The following is a 17,691-nucleotide window of genomic DNA, read 5'->3' as shown; positions in this document are numbered from 1 at the left end:
TGATTGCCGTGCGCGGGCAATGGACAGTGCCGGCCCTCAAGCCTCACCACCCAACACCTTTCGCAAAAACGGCGCCGTCCGGCTCTCTGCCACCTCGGCAACCACCTCAGGCGTACCGCACGCCACCACATTCCCGCCCTTGTCCCCAGCGCCCGGGCCGATGTCGATCACCCAGTCACTCTGGGCAACCACGCGCATTTCATGCTCCACCACAATCACGCTGTGCCCCGCATCCACCAACGCATTCAACTGCGTCAGCAGCCGATCCACATCAGTGGGGTGCAGCCCCGTGGTCGGCTCGTCGAGCACGTACAACGTGGCGCCGCGTTGACTGCGCTGTAGCTCCGTTGCCAGTTTGATGCGTTGGGCCTCACCGCCGGACAGTTCAGTCGCAGGCTGACCGAGGCGCAGATAGCCCAGACCAATATCACGCAGCACAGTCAGCGAGCGCAGCACGCCGGGTTGTTCGGCGAAGACGTCCACCGCTTGTTCAACCGTCAGATGCAACACGTCGGCGATATTCAACCCATTCCACTTGATCGCCAAGGTGTCAGGGTTATAGCGCGCACCATGGCAGGTCGGGCAGGGCGCGTAGACGCTGGGCATGAAGAGCAATTCCACGCTGACGAACCCTTCGCCTTCGCACACCGGGCAGCGGCCTTTGGCGACGTTGAACGAGAACTGCCCGGCGTCGTAGCCGGCCTTCTGCGCGTCGGGCGTCGCGGCGAACAGTTTGCGCACGTTGTCGAACAGCCCGGTGTAGGTCGCCAGATTGGAGCGCGGGGTGCGGCCGATGGGTTTCTGGTCAACCTGCACCAGCCGCTTGACCACGCTCATGCCACCGGCGATGTGGCCGCCGGTGGGTTGCGGTGCGTCGTCTTCCAGGCTGGATTCTTCCGCTTCGACTTCCGCGACCGGGCGCCCCAACTCTGCGCCCACCAGCTCCAGCAATGCCTGGCTGACTAGGCTGGACTTGCCCGAGCCGGAGATGCCGGTCACCGAGGTGAAGCAGCCCAGCGGGAATTCAGCGCTCAGCTCATTGAGGTTGTTGCGGGTGATGCCTTCCAGGCGCAGCCAGTCGGTCGGCTGCCTTCTTGTCGAACTCAGTGCGGAATGCTCGGCGAAAAGATGACGACCCGTTTGCGAGGCTTCGATTTCGGCCAGACCTGCGGGAGGGCCGCTGTACAGCACATGTCCGCCATGCTCGCCGGCGGCAGGGCCGACGTCGATCAGCCAGTCGGCGCGGCGCATGGTTTCAAGATCGTGCTCGACAACGAACAGCGAGTTTCCGGACGCCTTGAGTTGCTGCAACGCCGTGAACAGCGCTTCGCTGTCCGCCGGGTGCAGGCCTGCAGAGGGCTCGTCCAGCACGTAGATCACACCAAACAGCTGCGAGCCCAATTGTGTCGCCAGGCGCAGACGCTGCAGTTCACCGGACGACAGCGACGGCGTGCTGCGATCCAGCGCCAGGTAACCGAGCCCCAGTTCGGTGAGGGTGCTGACCCGTGCCAGCAAATCCTGAGCGATGCGCTGAGCGGCGAGGCGCTTCTCGACGGACAGGTTCGGCGTGGCGCGCACGTCGGGTGCGGCATCGTGGGCCGAGCCGCCTTTGCTGACCCGCTTGTTTTTCGCTTTCGCCCGCTGTTCGCGATCCAGCACGGCGGTGTCGCGATCTTCATCCGCGAAGACGCCCGCAGCCACCGGGCGCAGGACTTCCGCCAACCGCAGCAGCGGCATCTGCGACAACTCGCCGATATCCAGGCCAGCAAACGTCACCGACAGTGCTTCGCGCTTCAGGCGTTTGCCGTCGCACAGCGGGCACGGGCTGCCGCGCATGAACCGCGAGACGCGCTTTTTCATCAGCGCGCTTTGGGTAGTGGCAAAGGTGTGCTGCACGTAGCGACGGGCGCCGGTGAAGGTGCCCTGGTAGCTGGGCTCGAGCTTGCGCTTGATCGCCAGACGCGTCTCTTCAGGCGTCAGGCCGGCGTAGACCGGCACGTTGGGCTGTTCGTCGGTGAACAGAATCCAGTCCCGGTCTTTTTTCGGCAGGTCGCGCCAAGGCCTATCGACGTCGTAGCCCAGGGTGACCAGGATGTCGCGCTGGTTCTGGCCGCCCCATGCCGAGGGCCAGGCAGCAATGGCGCGCTGGCGGATGGTCAGGGAATCGTCCGGCACCATCAGCTCTTCGGGAATCTCATAGACCCGGCCCAGGCCGTGGCACTCGGGGCAGGCGCCCTGGGGCAGGTTGGGCGAAAAGTCTTCGGCGTAGAGCATGGGCTGGCCCGGCGGATAAGTTCCCGCGCGGGAATAGAGCATGCGGATCAGGCTGGACAGGGTCGTCACGCTGCCGACGGAGGAGCGCGTGCTCGGCGTGCCGCGTTGTTGCTGCAGCGCGACGGCGGGCGGCAGACCTTCGATCGAGTCGACGTCGGGCACGCCGACTTGATCGATGAGGCGCCGGGCGTAGGGTGCGACGGATTCGAAGTACCGGCGTTGGGCTTCGGCGTACAGAGTGGAAAACGCCAGCGAGGATTTGCCGGACCCCGAGACGCCGGTGAACACCACCAGTGCATCGCGGGGGATGTCGACGTCCACGTCCTTGAGGTTGTGCTCACGGGCACCGCGGACCCGGACGAATCCGGGGCGGTTGGCATCTACGGTGAAGGAAGAAGGGCGGGTGTCGTCTGGCAGGTACGGCGGTGTGGTCATGGGTGAGGCCTTTGAATCCTGAAATGCAAGAACGGGTTTACTCGGCGAGAGGCACCTTGGGGGTGTGCCCGGCGTCATCGTTGTCGCCGCCGGTCAGCGGCTCGTCTTCACGTACGTCGTCGGTGCGGTCGCGGTCGTCGGCCACGTCGGCAGGGCGCGCGTCCGGGTCGTTGAGTTTTTCGCCGGGGATATGAGCGTCGTGTGCGGTCATGCTGTTTCTCCTGTCAATTCTTCGGATGCTTCACGAATGACCTCGGCGGCCTGCAGGCCCTGAAGGAAACCGGCCAGCGCCACTTCCTCCAGACGCAGACCCTTGCGCTGGCGGATGCGCGGCAGCTTGGCCAGTTCGCCCATCGCAAAGGCTTCCAGCACGGCGGGGTGGATGTAGCACTTGCGGCAGACGGCCGGCGTGTTGCCCAGCAATCGAGCGACTTCCTTGACCATGGACACGACGTGTTTCTTCGCGTCCGCTTCCGGTTCCCAGTGCAACTTGCGCAGGGTCGCCAGCGCCATCGCGCTGCCGGCCCAGGTCCGGTAGTCCTTGGCGGTGAAGTCGGCGCCGGTCAGTGTGTGCAGGTACTGGTTGATGTCGTGGGAGGAAACGGTGTGCCGTTGGCCGTCGTCGTCCAGATATTGAAAAAGATTCTGGCCTGGCAATTCCATGCAGCGCTTGATGATGTTCGCCAGGCGCCGGTCGGTGACGCTGAGGCGGTGCTCGACACCACTCTTGCCGCGAAACTCGAAGAAGATCTTGCTGCCCTTCACGTCGACGTGCTTATTGCGCAGCGTGGTCAGGCCGTAGGAGCGGTTGTCCCGGGCGTACTGGCTGTTGCCGATCCGGATCAGCGTCTGGTCCAGCAACGACAGCACCGCCGCCATGACCTTCTCGCGGCCCATGCCAGGTTTCGCCAGCTGGGTTTCCAGCTGTTTGCGCACTTTGGGCAGGGCCTTGCCGAAGGCGATCATCCGCGAATATTTGTTCTCGTCGCGAATCTCGCGCCAGCGCGGGTGGTAGCGGTACTGCTTGCGCCCGCGCGCGTCGCGGCCGGTGGCTTGCAGATGGCCTTGGCGATCAGCACAGATCCACACGTCGGTGTACGCCGGCGGGATGACCAGCGCATTGATGCGCTTGATCTCGTCTTCGTCGCGGATGCGCTGGCCGTCGGTGTCGAAGTAGGCGAACTTGCGGCGCAGGATCTTGCGGGTAAATCCGGGCTGGCTGTCGTCGACGTAATGCAGATCTTTGGGCAGGTCTTCGCTGTGGATTGTGTCCGGCATGAAAGGCAGTCCTGAATGCGGGTCTTTTTGCATTGACCGTTGCGCTGCGCAGTCGTGCCGAATAAATGTGTGCCTGATGGGTGCGATGGGTGATGGGCCGGGACTACGCCAGCAGCGCCACCGACTTGATCTGCGCCCAGAGCCGTTGCCCGGGCGCCAGTTGCAGCTGATCCCTTGAATACCGGGTGATCCGCGCCAGCAGCGGCGAGCCGTCGGCATCCAGGCGCACCAGCACATGGGCGGTGTTGTCGGCGGCGACCTCATCGATGACCGTCACCGGCAGGCGATTGAGTATGCTGCTTTGCGCGTCCGGCTGCAGGCTGAGGCTCACATCCCGCGCCTGCACCTTGAGCCGAAGCGGCTTGCCAGGCAGCAACGCGGAGTGGGCGACGCGGATACTCCAGGTCGCTGCGCGGCAAACGGACGGTGATGAGTTGATAGGCCGCGTCGTAAGCCTGCACGCTTCCCTCGATCACCACGCCCGCGTCGTCGCCCATCGCCAGCGGCAGATCCAGCCGCGCCAGTGTTTCGCCGATGGGGCCGCTGGCCAGCGCTTTGCCGTCGCTGAGCAATACCAGATGGTCGGCCAGCCTGGCCACTTCATCCTGGGCGTGACTCACGTAGATCAGCGGAATATCCAGCTCGTCGTGGAGGCGTTCGAGGTACGGCAGGATTTCGCTTTTGCGCTGCGCGTCCAGCGCCGCCAGGGGTTCGTCCATCAGCAGCAGGCGCGGGCTGGTCAGCAACGCGCGGGCGATGCCGACCCGCTGACGCTCGCCGCCGGACAGTTTGTCGGGCGCGCGTTGGAGCAGATGATCGATGCCCAACAGCGAGGTCGCCTGCTGCAACGTAATGCGCCTGTCCCGTTCAGGAATGCGCTTGAGGCCGAAGCGCAGATTGCCCTCGACGTCGAGGTGCGGAAACAGGCTGGCTTCCTGGAACACGTATCCCAGAGAGCGTTTGTGTGGGGGAAGAAAGACGTTGTTGGCGCTGTCCTGCCAGACCTCGCCGTTGACACGGATATACCCGTCGGCCGCCTTTTCCAGTCCTGCGATGCAACGCAGGCAGGTGGTCTTGCCGGAACCGGAATGGCCATACAGCGCCGTGACCCCGCGACCGGGCAGATTGAGGTCGACGTCGAGGGCGAACTCGGCGTAATCCACCTTCAGTCGGACATCGATCATCGAACTCATGCGCCGCTCCACGCCGAGCGGGCCTTGCCGCTGGAGTACAGCGCCAGCAGCACCACAAAGGAAAACACCAGCATCGCCCCGGCGAGCCAGTGGGCTTGGGCATATTCCATCGCTTCAACGTGGTTGTAGATTTGCGTGGACACGACGCGGGTTCTCTCCGGGATGTTGCCGCCGATCATCAGCACCACGCCAAACTCACCCACGGTGTGAGCGAAACCCAGAATCGCCCCGGTGATGAAACCCGGACGGGCCAGCGGCAGGATCACCGAGAAGAAGGTGTCCCACGGGCCTGCGCGCAGCGTCGCCGCCACTTCAAGGGGGCGAGGGCCGATGGCGGCGAAAGCGTTCTGCAAGGGCTGCACCACGAACGGCAGGGAATACAGCACCGAGCCGATCACCAACCCTGTGAAACTGAAGGTCAGGGTGCCGAGCCCGAGGCTTTGGGTCAGCTGCCCGATCGCGCCGTTCGGCCCGAGTAGCAGCAACAGATAAAAGCCGATCACCGTGGGTGGCAGCACCAGAGGCAGCGCCACCACCGCGCCGATAGGGCCTTTGAGCCATGAGCGGGTGTGAGCCAGCCACAGCGCGATGGGCGTGCCGACGATCAGCAGAATCACAGTGGTCAGGGACGCCAGTTTCAGCGTCAGCCAGATGGCCGCGAGGTCGGCGCTGCCCAGCAGCATTTACAGCTGATACCCGTAGGACTTGATGATCGCGGCGGCTTTCGGGCCCTTGAGGTATTCCATCAGCGCCTTGGCGGCGGCGTTGTCTTTGCCTTTGTTGAGGATCACGGCGTCCTGCTTGATGGGCTCATGCAGGTTGGCCGGCACGATCCACGCCGAGCCACCGGTCAGCTTGCCATCCTTGAACACCTGGGAGAGGGCGACGAAACCCAGTTCGGCGTTGCCGGTCTGCACGAATTGGTAGGCCTGGGCGATGCTTTGGCCTTCGACGATCTTGCTTTTGGTTGCGTCGGTCAGGCCCAGTTTGTCGAGGGTCTGGGTGGCGGCGAGGCCATACGGAGCAGCTTTCGGGTTGGCAATGGACAGATGTTGGAATTTGCCGTCTTTCAGCACTTGGCCCTTGTCATCGACATAGCCGTCTTCCGCCGACCACAGCGCCAGGGTGCCCACCGCGTAGGTGAAGCGCGAGCCTTTCACGGTCTCGTTTTCGCTTTCCAGTTTGGCCGGGGTGGTGTCATCGGCGGCGAGGAACACTTCGAACGGCGCACCATTTTTGATCTGGGTGTAGAACTGGCCGGTGGCGCCGAACGAGGCCACGAGTTTATGGCCCGTATCCTTTTCAAAATCCGTGGCGATGGCCTGGATCGGCGCGGTGAAATTGGCGGCGACAGCCACCTGGACTTCATCGGCAAACGCTGTGCCCGAGGACAGCGCGACAAAGGCGACGGCCAGTGAGGTGAGGGTGAAGCGGTTTGAAACGGCGCGCATGGAACGGCTCCGGGCTAGCGAACGAAATAAGGAAGGAACGCCAACCGTGCTCCGGTCAAACGCTATGCAGCGAAATATATAGCGACTTTTCTCCGTGCGATAGCCGGAACTTGCCGCGTCAGGGTTTTGAATCGCTGGCTCAGCGCCCGGCCAGCCGCTCAAGGGCGCCGATGGCCAGCGTTCGGGTGAGTTCTTCGGCCGACAGCGTGTGTTTGATGCCCACTGCCTGACCCGCCCAAAGATTCATGAAACCGTCGTCACCCCGGGCTTCAGCCTTGCTGCGCAACGGCATCAGCGCGCCGCCCGCCGTGGAAACGCTGGCGCGGTATCGGACATGGGCCCTATCTCCCGCATGATGCGGTTGACAATACCCCGGGCCGGGCGGCCGGTGAAAATATTGGTGATGGCGGTCTGGCTGTCCCGGGCGCGGCTCAGTGCCGCCTGATGCAGCATCGACGTCTTGGCTTCCGGAGCGAACAGGTAGGCGGTACCGATTTGAACCGCTGACGCGCCCAGCATGAACGCCGCGGCAATACCGCGACTGTCGGCAATGCCACCGGCGGCGATAACCGGCACCGTCACGGCATCGACGATCTGCGGCACCAGCGCCATCGTTCCGACCTGGGTGTGCAACTGATCGCTGAGGAACATGCCGCGATGGCCGCCGGCCTCGTAGCCCATCGCGATGATCGCATCGCACCCCCGTGCTTCGAGCCACACGGCTTCTTCCACGGTGGTCGCCGAGGAAAGTACCTTCGCGCCAGTTGCCTTCACTCGCGCCAGCAACGCGGCATCCGGGAGGCCGAAATGAAAGCTGACCACTTCAGGGCGCAGCTCTTCGATCAAGGCGCACGCCGTCTCATCAAACGGCGCGCGGTTGGAGGTGGGGGTGGGAGCATCGAAGTCGGCGCCCCATTCGTCGTAGTAGGGCTTGAGCAGGTTTTTCCAGTCTGCATCCGCCTGCGGGTCGGCGGGCGGCGTCGAGTGACAGAAGAAATTCAGGTTCAGCGGCGCATGGGTGCCCGCGCGTATTCGCGCCACTTCTTCTCGAATCTGCGCCCGGGTCAGCATGGCGCACGGCAGCGAGGGCAGGCCGCCGGCTTTACCCACCGCAACGGCCATGGCTGAGCCGGACGCACCGGCCATGGGTGCTTGCAGGATGGGCAGTTCAATGTCCAGCAGTTTGAGCAGGCGGGTGTCGGGCCAGGCGATCATCGGCAGAGTCTCCATAGCGAAAAGGCTGCTGAATAGCAGCACTTGAAAAGTTGCGGTTGATTTAATAGACGCTCGGTCTAATATGCAACCCCATGAACGACATCATTGCAAAACCCAGACGCCCCGGCCGCCCACCCAAAGTGGCACGCCCCGATGACTTCGACACCCGCGAAGCGCTGATCCGCTGCGGGGTCGAGGTGCTGACCGAGCAGGGCTTCATGGCCACGGGCATTGACGGCATCCTCAAGCGCGTCGGCGTGCCCAAAGGCTCTTTCTATCATTACTTCGCCAGCAAAGAGGTCTTCGGCCTCGCGGTGCTCGACAGCTACGCCGGCTATTTCGCCCGGCGCCTGGATCGCTGGCTGCTGGATGAAACCTTGTCGCCGCTGGAACGGCTGGCCGGGTTCGTTCAGGAGTCGAAGGTCAATATCGCCCGCCACGATTTCCGCCGCGGCTGCCTGGTCGGCAACATGGGCCAGGAAGTGAGCGTCCTGCCAGCGGGCTTCCGCGAGGCGCTGGAAAAGGTTTTCCTCGACTGGCAGGCGCGCCTGACGGTGTGCTTCAAGGCGGCCATCACAGCAGGCGAACTGCCTGCGCGCACTGATTGTTCAGAGCTGGCGGCGTATTTCTGGATCGGCTGGGAGGGCGCTGTGCTGCGGGCTCGACTGGTGCAGAACGAGCAACCGCTCAACACCTTCATTATCGGATTTCTGCGCGGCTTGCCGCGCTGATGTCTTCAGATCTGTTTATAGACGAGCGGTCTAAATAGGAGTGAGTGACATGTTCAAAGGCATCCTGATCAACAAAGACGACAATGGCTACCGCGCCGAGCTGACGGACATAGACGACGCTCAGTTGCCCGAAGGCAACGTTACGGTGCGTGTCAGTCACAGCACGCTGAATTACAAGGACGGCTTGGCGATCACCGGCAAAGGGCCGATCGTACGACAGTTTCCGATGGTGCCCGGGGTGGACCTGGCCGGCACGGTCGAGGACAGCAGCGATCCGGACTTCAAGCCAGGCGATCAAGTAGTGCTTAACGGCTGGGGCGTTGGCGAGGGCCATTGGGGTGGCCTGGCGCAACGGGCGCGGGTGAAGGGCAAATGGCTGATCCCGCTGCCGAGCGCCTTTACGCCAGCGCAGGCCATGGCCATCGGCACGGCCGGGTACACCGCGATGCTGGCGATCATGGCGCTGGAGAAAAACGGCGTGACGCCGGACAAGGGCGAGGTGCTGGTGACCGGGGCCAACGGCGGTGTCGGCAGTTTCGCCATCGCGTTGCTGGCCAAGCTCGGTTATCGCGTCGTGGCCTCCACCGGCCGCGTGAGCGAGAGGGAATACCTGACGTCCCTCGGTGCCGCTGAAATCATCGACCGCGCGACCCTTGCCGAGCCGGGCCGCCCGCTGGCCAAAGAGCGCTGGGCCGGGGCGATCGATTCGGTGGGCAGTCACACGCTCGCCAATATCTGCGCCAGCACACGGTATTGGGGCACGGTGGCAACCTGCGGCCTGGCCCAGGGGATGGATTTTCCGGCGTCGGTGGCGCCGTTCATACTGCGCGGCGTGACGCTGGCCGGTATCGACAGTGTCATGCGCCCGCGCCAGGGCCGCATCGATGCCTGGGCGCGTCTGGCCCGGGATCTCGATGTCTCGCTGCTGCCGTTGATCAGCCGAGAGATCGGTTTGAGTGAAGTCGTTGAAACCGCGCACCAGCTCATGGATGGGCAGGTGCGCGGCAGAATCGTGGTCGACACCCAGCGCTGATCAGCCGCAGGTGAAAGGGCGCACGTCGAGCACCCTGACCTGCGCCATGGCAGGGTGACGGGGATTGAGCAGCAGGTTGCGCGTGTGGGTGATGATCGCGGAGGGCACGATGAGTCCGAGCTGCTCGCGCCGTTCCAGCCAGACGCTGCCGAAGTCCATGCTGGTTCGGTCCGCCGGCGTGACGTCCCACCCAGGCGGCAATTGGGCGAGGGCCGGCTGCCAATACAGCGCCGGGTCATCCGGCAACTGCAGGTGAACGAGCTGGAAACCCGGCTGCGGCAGGCTCGCGCACTGAATGAGCGTGTCCAGCGCGCAGCCTGATGCGCTCAGCGCCAGGTAGACGGCAGGCTGGTCGGCATGATTCCAGCGCCCGCCGAACTGCGCGGCACCCAGGCCGGACAGATCGTTCGCGGCACTGTCTTTGCTGATCCTCCAGGCCTGCATCAGACGACCCCGCCGTGCTGCAGGGCGCTGAGCACCCGGCGTGCCTGCCGCGCGCCGATTTCGGTTTCGCACAGGGCAATCGGCGTCTGCCCGTTGAGCGCGCGGTTTGGCGCCACCATCCAGCGGCGGGCGGTGTTCTGGTCTTCGAAGAGTTCGGCGGCGTGGGTGGCGAGCGCGGCAACCCGATCGAGGCGTTCGGAGCCGACAATGTCCAGCGGCCGTTGCTGACGCTGGCGGCGTTCCAGGGTGGAGAGCGAGGTCGCGAGCAGCGCCTCAAGCTGGCTGTTGCTCAGGTGGAAGGCGTTACGCAGCACCTTGACCCAGCCGGGCGGGAAGCCCGAGCGTATGTAGTCCAGCCGTTCGGTTTCGTTGCGTGCGTTGAGCTGGTCGGCGATCAACCAGAATGAGGGGGCGGTGTCGGTTATCGCTGCTTGAAGAGTCGAAGGCACGTCCATGCTCCTTGTGAGGTCCGGTGCAGGGACCTTACGCCGCTGTCAGGGTTTCTCAAGCGAGAAGCTGTTACCGGCGTTTGCATGCTTTGCTTCTCTGGTGGGCCGGCTTTAGCCGGAAACGACTAACGGATGGCGTGCAGCGCAATCCGACAGCTGACCCTGTTCTTGACGATTTTTAATGACTCACTATGATTAACTTTAAATCAGTCTCCAGTCAGGACCTTCCTATCATGGCAACTTCCGCAAAGACCCGATCGGTGACGGCTCACGTTCCTGAGGCGTTGGCACAAAAAGTCGATTTGATGGCGGAGCGGCTGGAACGCTCCAAAAACTGGATCGTCAAACAGGCCCTGTCCGCCTGGATAGATCAGGAAGAAGAGCGCAGTCGCCTGACTCGGGAGGCATTGGCTGATGTTGATGCTGGTCACGTAATTGACCACCAGACCGTTCAGGCCTGGGCCGATAGCCTTAGCACCGACACGCCGTTGCCGGTTCCACGCTGATGGAACTGAAGTGGACGAGCAAGGCGCTTTCCGACATTGCCCGGCTCTATGAGTTTCTGGCAGCGGCCAATCAGCCTGCCGCCGCACGAACCGTGCAGCAACTCACGGCGGCACCGACTACGCTGCTCGTCAATCCACGCATCGGCGAACGCCTTGAAGAATTTGAACCGAGGGATGTGCGCAGAATCCAGATCGGCCACTACGAGATGCGCTACGAGATAGCCAATTCCACAATCTATCTGCTGCGTCTGTGGCACACCCGCGAGGATCGATAGGATCGTGAAAGCAGCGGAACTGAAGTTTGAGCTGGGCTGAAACCGATCAAAATAGCTCAGCGTGAATGCTGTGGTTCCGTTTCTTGACCTTCACGCGTGAGCAACGCGCGCTTGCGTTCGACACCCCAACGATAACCCGACAACGCGCCGTCGCTGCGCACCACCCGGTGACAGGGAATGGCCACGGCAATGCGGTTTGCCCCGCAGGCCAGGGCGACCGCACGACTGGCCGTCGGCGCACCGATCCGTTGGGCGATTTGTGCGTAGCTCGCGGTCGTGCCCGGCGGGATCTGCGCCAGGGCCTGCCACACCCGCTGCTGAAACGCCGTGCCCTGCAAATCCAGGGGCAGGTTCAGGCCCAGCTTCGGCGCCTCGATAAACCCCACCACCTCAGCCATCAGCCGCTCGAACTCGGCATCGCCGCCAATCAGCGTGGCGCTGTGAAACTGATCCTGCAGGTCTTGCACCAATCGGTTGGGGTCATCGCCGAGCAGAATGGCGCACACGCCGCACGGACTCTGGGCCACCAGAATCGCACCGAGAAAGCACTCGCCGACGGCAAAACGGATCTCCAGCGTGGCGCCGCCCCTGCGGTAATCCGTTGGCTTCATGCCCAGCAGTCCGGCACTGGCTTCGTAAAAACGGCTGTTGGAATTGAAACCGGCGTCATACATCGCGTCGGTGATGCGCCCGCTGTCCTTCAGTTTGCTGCGCACCTTGCCAGCGCGGTGCGCGTTGGCGTAGCCCTTGGGTGTCAGGCCGGTGACGGCTTTGAAGACGCGGTGGAAATGCCAGGGGCTCATGTCGGCGTGGGCGGCCAGCTCGGTGAGGGTCGGCAGCAACTCTGCTTCGGCGATCAGTCGGCAGGCCCCGGCGACCACGGCTGCATGCTGCTCGGCCAGACCGGTGCGATCGGCGGTGGCGCGCTTGCTCGGGCGGAACCCGGCGGCTTCGGCCTCGGTGGCGGTCGCAAAGAACACCACGTTTTCCGGGCGGGGCAAGCGTGCGCTGCTGCTCGGCCGGCAGTAAACGCCCGTGGTGCGAACGCCGTAGACGAACTCCCCGTCAGCGTTGGCGTCCCGTGACAACACGGCGTTCCAGCGCGGATCGAGCTCGACGTTTTCGGCGGACGGACGGCTCGGCTGACGGCTCATTTTCGGCGGCTCTCTGACGGTTCAATGGCCTGTAGGGTAGCGGCGTCGATGGCGGACGACACTCCGAGTCTTGCGCTCAAACTCTTGCTTTGAACGTCAGCCCAGCATCGGCGGCAAGGTGCCGAGCAACGAGACCGCCGCCAGCGCACCTGCGCCGAGCAGGCCTTCCAGCAACACGCTCAGCCTCAGGCGCCTCACCGGAAGATTATCCGCCTTGGCCAATTGCCGGTTCAGTGCCGCCAGCACCAGCATGCCCAACACCATCGTTACTTTCACGGCGAGCACCAGGCCAAACCCGGCAAATGCAGGCTCAGGCCAGAACCCGCCGCTGAGGGCACGAACGTTGATCAGGCCCGTGGCGATGATGACCGCCACCAGCCCGTAGCCGATGCCGCTGAAACGCCGCAATACGGCTGCGAGGTCGACGCAATGATCATCCTTCAGCAGCACGGCCAGCATCAGTAATCCGCCGAGCCAGGTGCCGACGCCGAGCAAATGCAGCATCTGGTTGAGGATCAACAGTTGGCCTTTCAGCCCATCGAACACCGCGCCGTGGCCGACCGGCGCCAGGGTCAGCAGCAACAGCGTGTTGAGGACCAGCAAAATGCCTGGCTTGACCCGGAGGTGGAGGATGACCACCAGCGCGTTCAGCAGCAGATGAATAACCCACACGTGCCCGAACCAGGTGTTGCCCAGCACCCCCCGACGGTGGACGGATTGATCGCGCCGTCCCAGTCGCTGCTCAGGTAAGCAGCCGTCAGCATCAGCCAGGCCAGCGCGCTCGCCAGCGCAACAGCGGCGAGCCAGACGAGCAGCCGACTCAGCCGAGGTCCTCCTGGGCTGGCCTCAATAGCCAGCAGGTACGGGACGAACAACAGGCTGCGAAACGCGCCGACCCCGAACAGCAACAGCACTGCGCCGAAGTGGAGGAAGCGGCACAGGATCATTCCTTCGTGCATGGGGTTATGGCGTCACCTGAAAGCGGTAGGTGCCTTCACTCTTGTGGGTGTCCACCGACACGGCGTGCCATTCCACCTTGTATTTGCCCGCCGCCATCGGCGTGGCCGGGGTCACGATCAGGACTTTCTTGTCGTTGGGATCGGTTTCGACGCTGCGCGTCTGGATGATTTCAGTCGGCGTATCAGGCGCGTCCAGGCTGATCACGACTTTGGTGAATGTGTCTTCGACGCCTTCGGAGAAGACCAGGCGCAGCTCTTTGGGCGCGCTTACTTCGCTGTCGGCAGCGGGCTGCTGGCTTTCAAGATGGGCGTGGGCGAAGGCAGCCGTGGAGGTCAGACAGGCCAGCAGGGACAGGCAGGAGAGGGCGTGTTTGAAACGTTGGGCAGACATCGGCGGGACCTTTGCTTGGGCGGCAGTTGCAGCGAATGGATGACGGCATCGACGACGGTCGACTTGCGATGATCGGATCACTACTAGACCAGAAAGTGCAGAGGGACTCCAGCGATTAAGCCGGGTGCGGCGTCAGAATCAAGACGTCTTGAACGCGGAAAACAAGGCGCGGGGGATGGCGTAAAGGGCCACGCCGCCTGCGCGACGCGGCCCTGCAGGGTCAGACCTTGAAGAAGCTCACGCGGTCGGTCAGCACGTCGGCCAGGGACGACAGCTCGCGGCTTGAACGCGCCACCTGATTGGAGCCGACGGCGGTTTCCAGCGCCGATTCGTGGATGCGGTTGATGTTGACGCTGACGTCATCGGCCACCGCCCGTTGCTGCGCGGCGGCGCTGGCGATCTGCGCGTTCATGTCGTTGAGCGCGCCGACCTCGTGGCGGATTTTCACCAGCGCGGTTTGCGCTTCGTGGGTCTGCTCGACGGTGCGCTGGGCCATTTCACGGCTTTCCCGCATCAGGTCGGCGGTCTTCACCGCACCGGTCTGCAACTGACCGACCATGTCACGGATTTCCTGGGTCGACTCCTGGGTGCGGTTGGCCAGGGATCGAACCTCGTCGGCGACCACCGCGAAACCGCGGCCTGCTTCACCGGCACGGGCGGCTTCGATGGCAGCGTTGAGCGCCAGCAGGTTGGTGCGTTCAGCGATGGAGTTGATCACCGCCACCACGTTTTCGATGGCGCGGCTGTCGCTGGACACCTGGCCCACCGAGTCAGCGGCGCTTTCCAGTTTGCGCGCCAGCTGGTCCATCGCCTGGGCGGTGCCTTCAACCACGCGCTTGCCGTTTTCAACTTCGTTGTCGGCCGTCTGGGTGGCATTCGCCGCCTGATCAGCGTAGCCCGCCACTTCTTTCACGGTGGCGGCCATCTGATTGATCGCCGTCGCCATCTGTTGGGTTTCGCTGGCCTGCAGGCGCATCTGCTCGCTGTTGCTGTCGGAACTGGACAACAGCTGGGCGGAGGAGTGGGTCAACGCCGCAGCGGCCGAGCGCACTTCGGTGATGGTGGCCGACAAGTGCAGGTTGGTCGCTTTCAACGCGCCCATCACGCTGTCGGGGTAGGCCGTTTCGATCTTGTCCGTCAGCTCACCGGCCGCCAGACGACGGATCGAGGCCGCAACCTGGTGAGGTTCGGCGCCGAGAGTCGACTTGAGGCTGCGGATGATCAGCAACGAGGCGATGATGCCCAACACCACGGCGATGCCGGTGGACAGCAACATCAGTGAAGCGAATTGCGCGGCGGTGACCCGCACCGAAGTGATGTGCCCGCCAATGGACGCTTCTTCAAGGTCGATCAATGCGTTGATGCGGGCGAGCCAATCCTTGTAGGCGCCGGACACCTGCTCCATCAGCAGCGTCTGGGCCTGATCGATCTCGCCTTGCTGGCGCAGCTTCAGCAGTTTTTCGGTCGCGCTCAGCGCAGTGCGTTCGGCCGTCTTGATGTTGGCCAGCAGCTCTTGCTCACGGGGCGACGCGCCCTTGGCCTGGTAGATGCGGTCCATGGGCGCGGCGGAGGCCTGATACAGGCCGTCAAGGCGCTCGATGTCACGCAGGTGAGTGGCGAGGCCGGCGTCGTTGCGCACCAGCACGGCATCGCGCAGGGCAATGGCCCTGTCGTGCACGCTGCCGCGGAAATTGATCGCGTAACGCTGTTTGACGGTGGCGTCCTCACTGACGTCAGTCAGGGCGGATTCCATCAAATGAACCCGGTTAACGCCGACCAGTGTGACGAGGATCATCAGCGCGAGAACAAGCCCAAAGCCCAATCCCAGGCGCTTGGCAATTGATAGGTTTTTAAACATGGCATGCACCTGAAATGAAAGCGTTCGTGATATTAGAACGCTATTACTTGGTGCGCTTTATATCGGAGTTTTATTGAGACCGGTGAGTTATTTTTACTATGAACGCAATAGCGCCCGCCGGTACTTTTCGATGGAATTTTTACCCGATTGCGCGTTCATTCGAAGTCGGTGGACCCGCGCATGGTGAAGGGACGAAAAAAGCCACCGCACTGACGTGAGGTGGCTAAAAGTCTTACCAAAGGAATGATGAAGCGGAGCATGATTCGATTGCAAGACGCTGCGGAGTCATCCGGCAATTGATTCGTGTTCTTCATCGCCGACGACGGTAACACCGGCGTAAAGTTTTCAACTATTACGAAAATTGATAGTGACTATCAAGACGTGTTGGGAATCCCGTCGGTCGGATAGTGCTACAAGATTTTCGGCCCTCAAGTGCGTGGTATACCCTGAGCAGAGCGGTCATCAACAATAATCAATGTGCTCCTTTGGCTGGAACAGCCGTCCAGTCACTGGCATGTGTGTTTCTTTTCCATCTGCCGCAACGCCCGCTCCAGTGCTGAATCATCGTGTGAGTTTGAACCAGTGCCCCGTATTCAAGGGGCGCGCGCGCTGGGCCTTAATCGAGACAGGGGATAGCAATGACTTTCGTGAAATGGAATCTGATGACGCTGGCGGTTTCGCTGGGTGTCAGTCAATTGGCAACGGCAGGGGTTGTCAGTGATCAATCGGAGGCCAAGGGCTTCGTCGACGACAGCAGTCTGACCGTTCACCTGAAGAACTACTATTTCAACCGGGACAACAAGAACAGCAAGGACGACAGCAAGGACTGGACCCAGGGTGTGCTGGGTAATTTCAGCTCCGGCTTCACCCAGGGCACCGTGGGTTTTGGCGTTGATGCTTACGGTTATTGGGGCCTGAAGCTTGATGGCGGCGGCGGGACCACCGGCACTGGCAACCTGCCGGTGGACAGCCATGGCAATCCGCAGGATGAATACGGCACGGCCGGCGGGGCGCTGAAGATGCGCATCTCGAAAACCGAATTGCGTTACGGCAATCTGCAGCCCCAGGCGCCGGTGTTTGGTGCGGGCGGTTCCCGACTGTTTCCGCAAACCGCGACCGGCTTCAACCTGCTGAGCAGCGACATTGCCAATCTGGAACTCGACGGCGGCCACTTCACCGGCAGCAACGGCCCGGTCACCACCAACAATGATCACGGCATCTGGGCGGCGTATGCCAACGTCGAAGCCAGCAGCATTGACTACGCCGGCGGTAAATACGCACTCACCGATAATCTGTCGGTCAGCCTTTACGGCTCGGACCTCAAAGATGTCTGGCATCAGTACTACGGCAATGCCAACTACACCTTGCCGATCTCTGATCAGCAGTCGTTGAACTTCGATTTCAATATCTATCGCACCAACGACAGCGGTGCCGCCAAGGCGGGCGATATCAGCAACACGACCTGGTCGCTGGCCGCTGCGTATTCTTTCCTGACCGCCCACACGGTGACTTTGGCGTATCAAAAAGTGCATGGCGACACGCCGTTCGATTATGTGGCCTTCGGTAATAACGGCGCGGGCGACACCGGTGATTCGATACTGCTGGCCAACTCGGTTCAGTATTCCGACTTCAACGGTCCGGGCGAAAAATCATGGCAGGCACGGTATGACCTGAACATGGCGAGTTACGGCGCGCCGGGTTTGAGTTTCATGGTCCGTTATATCCACGGTGACGACATCGATGGATCCCATATCCCGTCGAACAGCACTTACACCGGTTATGGCGATGACGGCGACCATCACGAAACCAACCTCGAAGCGAAGTATGTGGTGCAGTCCGGCCCGGCCAAGGACTTGTCCCTGCGCATGCGTCAGGCCTGGCACACCGCCAACGGCGATCAGCCTGATGGCGACGTGAAGGAATTTCGTTTGATTGCGGATTACCCGATCAATATTTTCTGATCGGATGGCCTCTTCCCGGCTAAAGCCGGTCCTACAAACGTATCGCGTCCACGTGTAGGACCGGCTTCAGCCGGGAAGGGGCCG

15 protein-coding genes and 3 pseudogenes are annotated in these 17,691 nt (G+C 62.7%); 5 read left to right on the top strand and 13 right to left on the bottom strand.

The genetic code is table 11. The annotated features are described in order from the left end of the window. Window positions 1–36 precede the first annotated feature (36 nt). The 7 genes and pseudogenes from JN403_RS18155 to JN403_RS18125 all read right to left on the bottom strand — a co-directional run bounded on the left by JN403_RS18155 (window position 37) and on the right by JN403_RS18125 (window position 7,846). Window positions 37–2,709 carry an excinuclease ABC subunit UvrA gene (locus JN403_RS18155; RefSeq protein WP_205483597.1) on the bottom strand — a complete coding sequence of 891 codons (2,673 nt, stop codon included), beginning with the start codon at window positions 2,707–2,709 and terminating at the stop codon, window positions 37–39. A 37-nt stretch (window positions 2,710–2,746) separates the two neighbouring features. Beyond that, a complete protein-coding gene (locus JN403_RS18150; protein WP_205483596.1) occupies window positions 2,747–2,920 on the bottom strand; it encodes a hypothetical protein in 174 nt (57 codons plus the stop codon). Beyond that, window positions 2,917–3,987, bottom strand: a complete 1,071-nt coding sequence (locus JN403_RS18145; protein WP_205483594.1) for a DNA topoisomerase IB — start codon at window positions 3,985–3,987, stop codon at window positions 2,917–2,919. The genes JN403_RS18150 and JN403_RS18145 overlap by 4 nt, the downstream gene beginning before the upstream one ends. Window positions 3,988–4,090: 103 nt before the next feature. Beyond that, window positions 4,091–5,171: pseudogene (gene modC / locus JN403_RS18140) on the bottom strand (molybdenum ABC transporter ATP-binding protein). Between the two features lie 5 nt (window positions 5,172–5,176). Next, window positions 5,177–5,863, bottom strand: coding sequence for a molybdate ABC transporter permease subunit (gene modB / locus JN403_RS18135; protein WP_205483592.1), 687 nt, complete (start codon window positions 5,861–5,863; stop codon window positions 5,177–5,179). Next, window positions 5,864–6,631: a molybdate ABC transporter substrate-binding protein gene (gene modA / locus JN403_RS18130; protein WP_205483590.1), complete on the bottom strand. Its 768-nt coding sequence runs from the start codon at window positions 6,629–6,631 to the stop codon at window positions 5,864–5,866. 139 nt (window positions 6,632–6,770) lie between these two features. Continuing rightward, window positions 6,771–7,846 (bottom strand): annotated as a pseudogene (locus JN403_RS18125) (nitronate monooxygenase family protein). Window positions 7,847–7,938: 92 nt separating this feature from the next. Between JN403_RS18125 and JN403_RS18120 the strand changes: the two are divergent. Then, window positions 7,939–8,577 (top strand): TetR/AcrR family transcriptional regulator, encoded by a 639-nt coding sequence (locus tag JN403_RS18120; RefSeq protein ID WP_172612077.1) that lies wholly within the window; start codon window positions 7,939–7,941, stop codon window positions 8,575–8,577. Window positions 8,578–8,626: 49 nt separating this feature from the next. Then, complete coding sequence (locus JN403_RS18115) at window positions 8,627–9,610, top strand: MDR family oxidoreductase (RefSeq protein ID WP_205483588.1); 984 nt, start codon at window positions 8,627–8,629, stop codon at window positions 9,608–9,610. Here JN403_RS18115 and JN403_RS18110 read toward each other — a convergent pair whose 3' ends face one another. Both JN403_RS18110 and JN403_RS18105 read right to left on the bottom strand, forming a co-directional pair. After that, window positions 9,611–10,054, bottom strand: coding sequence for an RES family NAD+ phosphorylase (locus JN403_RS18110; protein ID WP_205483586.1), 444 nt, complete (start codon window positions 10,052–10,054; stop codon window positions 9,611–9,613). Continuing rightward, a complete protein-coding gene (locus JN403_RS18105) occupies window positions 10,054–10,503 on the bottom strand; it encodes an antitoxin Xre/MbcA/ParS toxin-binding domain-containing protein (protein WP_240356665.1) in 450 nt (149 codons plus the stop codon). The genes JN403_RS18110 and JN403_RS18105 overlap by 1 nt, the downstream gene beginning before the upstream one ends. A 233-nt stretch (window positions 10,504–10,736) precedes the next feature. Between JN403_RS18105 and JN403_RS18100 the strand changes: the two genes are divergently transcribed. Both JN403_RS18100 and JN403_RS18095 read left to right on the top strand, forming a co-directional pair. Continuing rightward, window positions 10,737–11,009, top strand: a complete 273-nt coding sequence (locus JN403_RS18100) for a ribbon-helix-helix domain-containing protein (RefSeq protein WP_122537276.1) — start codon at window positions 10,737–10,739, stop codon at window positions 11,007–11,009. Continuing rightward, window positions 11,009–11,284: a type II toxin-antitoxin system RelE/ParE family toxin gene (locus tag JN403_RS18095; protein ID WP_122537187.1), complete on the top strand. Its 276-nt coding sequence runs from the start codon at window positions 11,009–11,011 to the stop codon at window positions 11,282–11,284. The genes JN403_RS18100 and JN403_RS18095 overlap by 1 nt, the downstream gene beginning before the upstream one ends. Before the next feature lie 56 nt (window positions 11,285–11,340). Here the strand turns inward: JN403_RS18095 and ada are convergent, their stop codons facing one another. From ada to JN403_RS18075, 4 genes and pseudogenes are all read right to left on the bottom strand, one after another. After that, complete coding sequence (gene ada, locus JN403_RS18090; RefSeq protein ID WP_205483585.1) at window positions 11,341–12,438, bottom strand: bifunctional DNA-binding transcriptional regulator/O6-methylguanine-DNA methyltransferase Ada; 1,098 nt, start codon at window positions 12,436–12,438, stop codon at window positions 11,341–11,343. 96 nt (window positions 12,439–12,534) lie between these two features. Next, a pseudogene (gene copD / locus JN403_RS18085) lies at window positions 12,535–13,397 on the bottom strand (copper homeostasis membrane protein CopD). Between the two features lie 4 nt (window positions 13,398–13,401). Beyond that, a complete protein-coding gene (gene copC, locus JN403_RS18080; protein ID WP_205483583.1) occupies window positions 13,402–13,788 on the bottom strand; it encodes a copper homeostasis periplasmic binding protein CopC in 387 nt (128 codons plus the stop codon). A 220-nt stretch (window positions 13,789–14,008) separates the two neighbouring features. Then, window positions 14,009–15,646, bottom strand: a complete 1,638-nt coding sequence (locus JN403_RS18075) for a methyl-accepting chemotaxis protein (RefSeq protein WP_205483582.1) — start codon at window positions 15,644–15,646, stop codon at window positions 14,009–14,011. Between the two features lie 638 nt (window positions 15,647–16,284). Between JN403_RS18075 and JN403_RS18070 the strand changes: the two genes are divergently transcribed. Next, complete coding sequence (locus tag JN403_RS18070; protein ID WP_205483579.1) at window positions 16,285–17,607, top strand: OprD family porin; 1,323 nt, start codon at window positions 16,285–16,287, stop codon at window positions 17,605–17,607. Window positions 17,608–17,691 lie beyond the last annotated feature (84 nt).

Origin of the sequence: Pseudomonas sp. 15A4 (genome assembly GCF_016925575.1) — a bacterium.
GTDB lineage: Bacteria > Pseudomonadota > Gammaproteobacteria > Pseudomonadales > Pseudomonadaceae > Aquipseudomonas.
The sequence above is the reverse complement of the archived record's forward strand: the minus strand, read 5'-3'. Positions and strand labels throughout refer to the sequence as shown.

Excerpts from the sequence above, each read along its gene's own strand:
- JN403_RS18155 (WP_205483597.1), bottom strand. The coding sequence starts at position 2,709 with ATGACCACACCGCCGTACCTGCCAGACGACACCCGCCCTTCTTCCTTC.
- JN403_RS18115 (WP_205483588.1), top strand. The coding sequence starts at position 8,627 with ATGTTCAAAGGCATCCTGATCAACAAAGACGACAATGGCTACCGCGCC.
- JN403_RS18145 (WP_205483594.1), bottom strand. The coding sequence starts at position 3,987 with ATGCCGGACACAATCCACAGCGAAGACCTGCCCAAAGATCTGCATTAC.
- JN403_RS18120 (WP_172612077.1), top strand. The coding sequence starts at position 7,939 with ATGAACGACATCATTGCAAAACCCAGACGCCCCGGCCGCCCACCCAAA.
- JN403_RS18095 (WP_122537187.1), top strand. The coding sequence starts at position 11,009 with ATGGAACTGAAGTGGACGAGCAAGGCGCTTTCCGACATTGCCCGGCTC.
- copC (WP_205483583.1), bottom strand. The coding sequence starts at position 13,788 with ATGTCTGCCCAACGTTTCAAACACGCCCTCTCCTGCCTGTCCCTGCTG.
- ada (WP_205483585.1), bottom strand. The coding sequence starts at position 12,438 with ATGAGCCGTCAGCCGAGCCGTCCGTCCGCCGAAAACGTCGAGCTCGAT.
- modA (WP_205483590.1), bottom strand. The coding sequence starts at position 6,631 with ATGCGCGCCGTTTCAAACCGCTTCACCCTCACCTCACTGGCCGTCGCC.
- modB (WP_205483592.1), bottom strand. The coding sequence starts at position 5,863 with ATGCTGCTGGGCAGCGCCGACCTCGCGGCCATCTGGCTGACGCTGAAA.
- JN403_RS18100 (WP_122537276.1), top strand. The coding sequence starts at position 10,737 with ATGGCAACTTCCGCAAAGACCCGATCGGTGACGGCTCACGTTCCTGAG.
- JN403_RS18075 (WP_205483582.1), bottom strand. The coding sequence starts at position 15,646 with ATGTTTAAAAACCTATCAATTGCCAAGCGCCTGGGATTGGGCTTTGGG.
- JN403_RS18150 (WP_205483596.1), bottom strand. The coding sequence starts at position 2,920 with ATGACCGCACACGACGCTCATATCCCCGGCGAAAAACTCAACGACCCG.
- JN403_RS18070 (WP_205483579.1), top strand. The coding sequence starts at position 16,285 with ATGACTTTCGTGAAATGGAATCTGATGACGCTGGCGGTTTCGCTGGGT.
- JN403_RS18110 (WP_205483586.1), bottom strand. The coding sequence starts at position 10,054 with ATGCAGGCCTGGAGGATCAGCAAAGACAGTGCCGCGAACGATCTGTCC.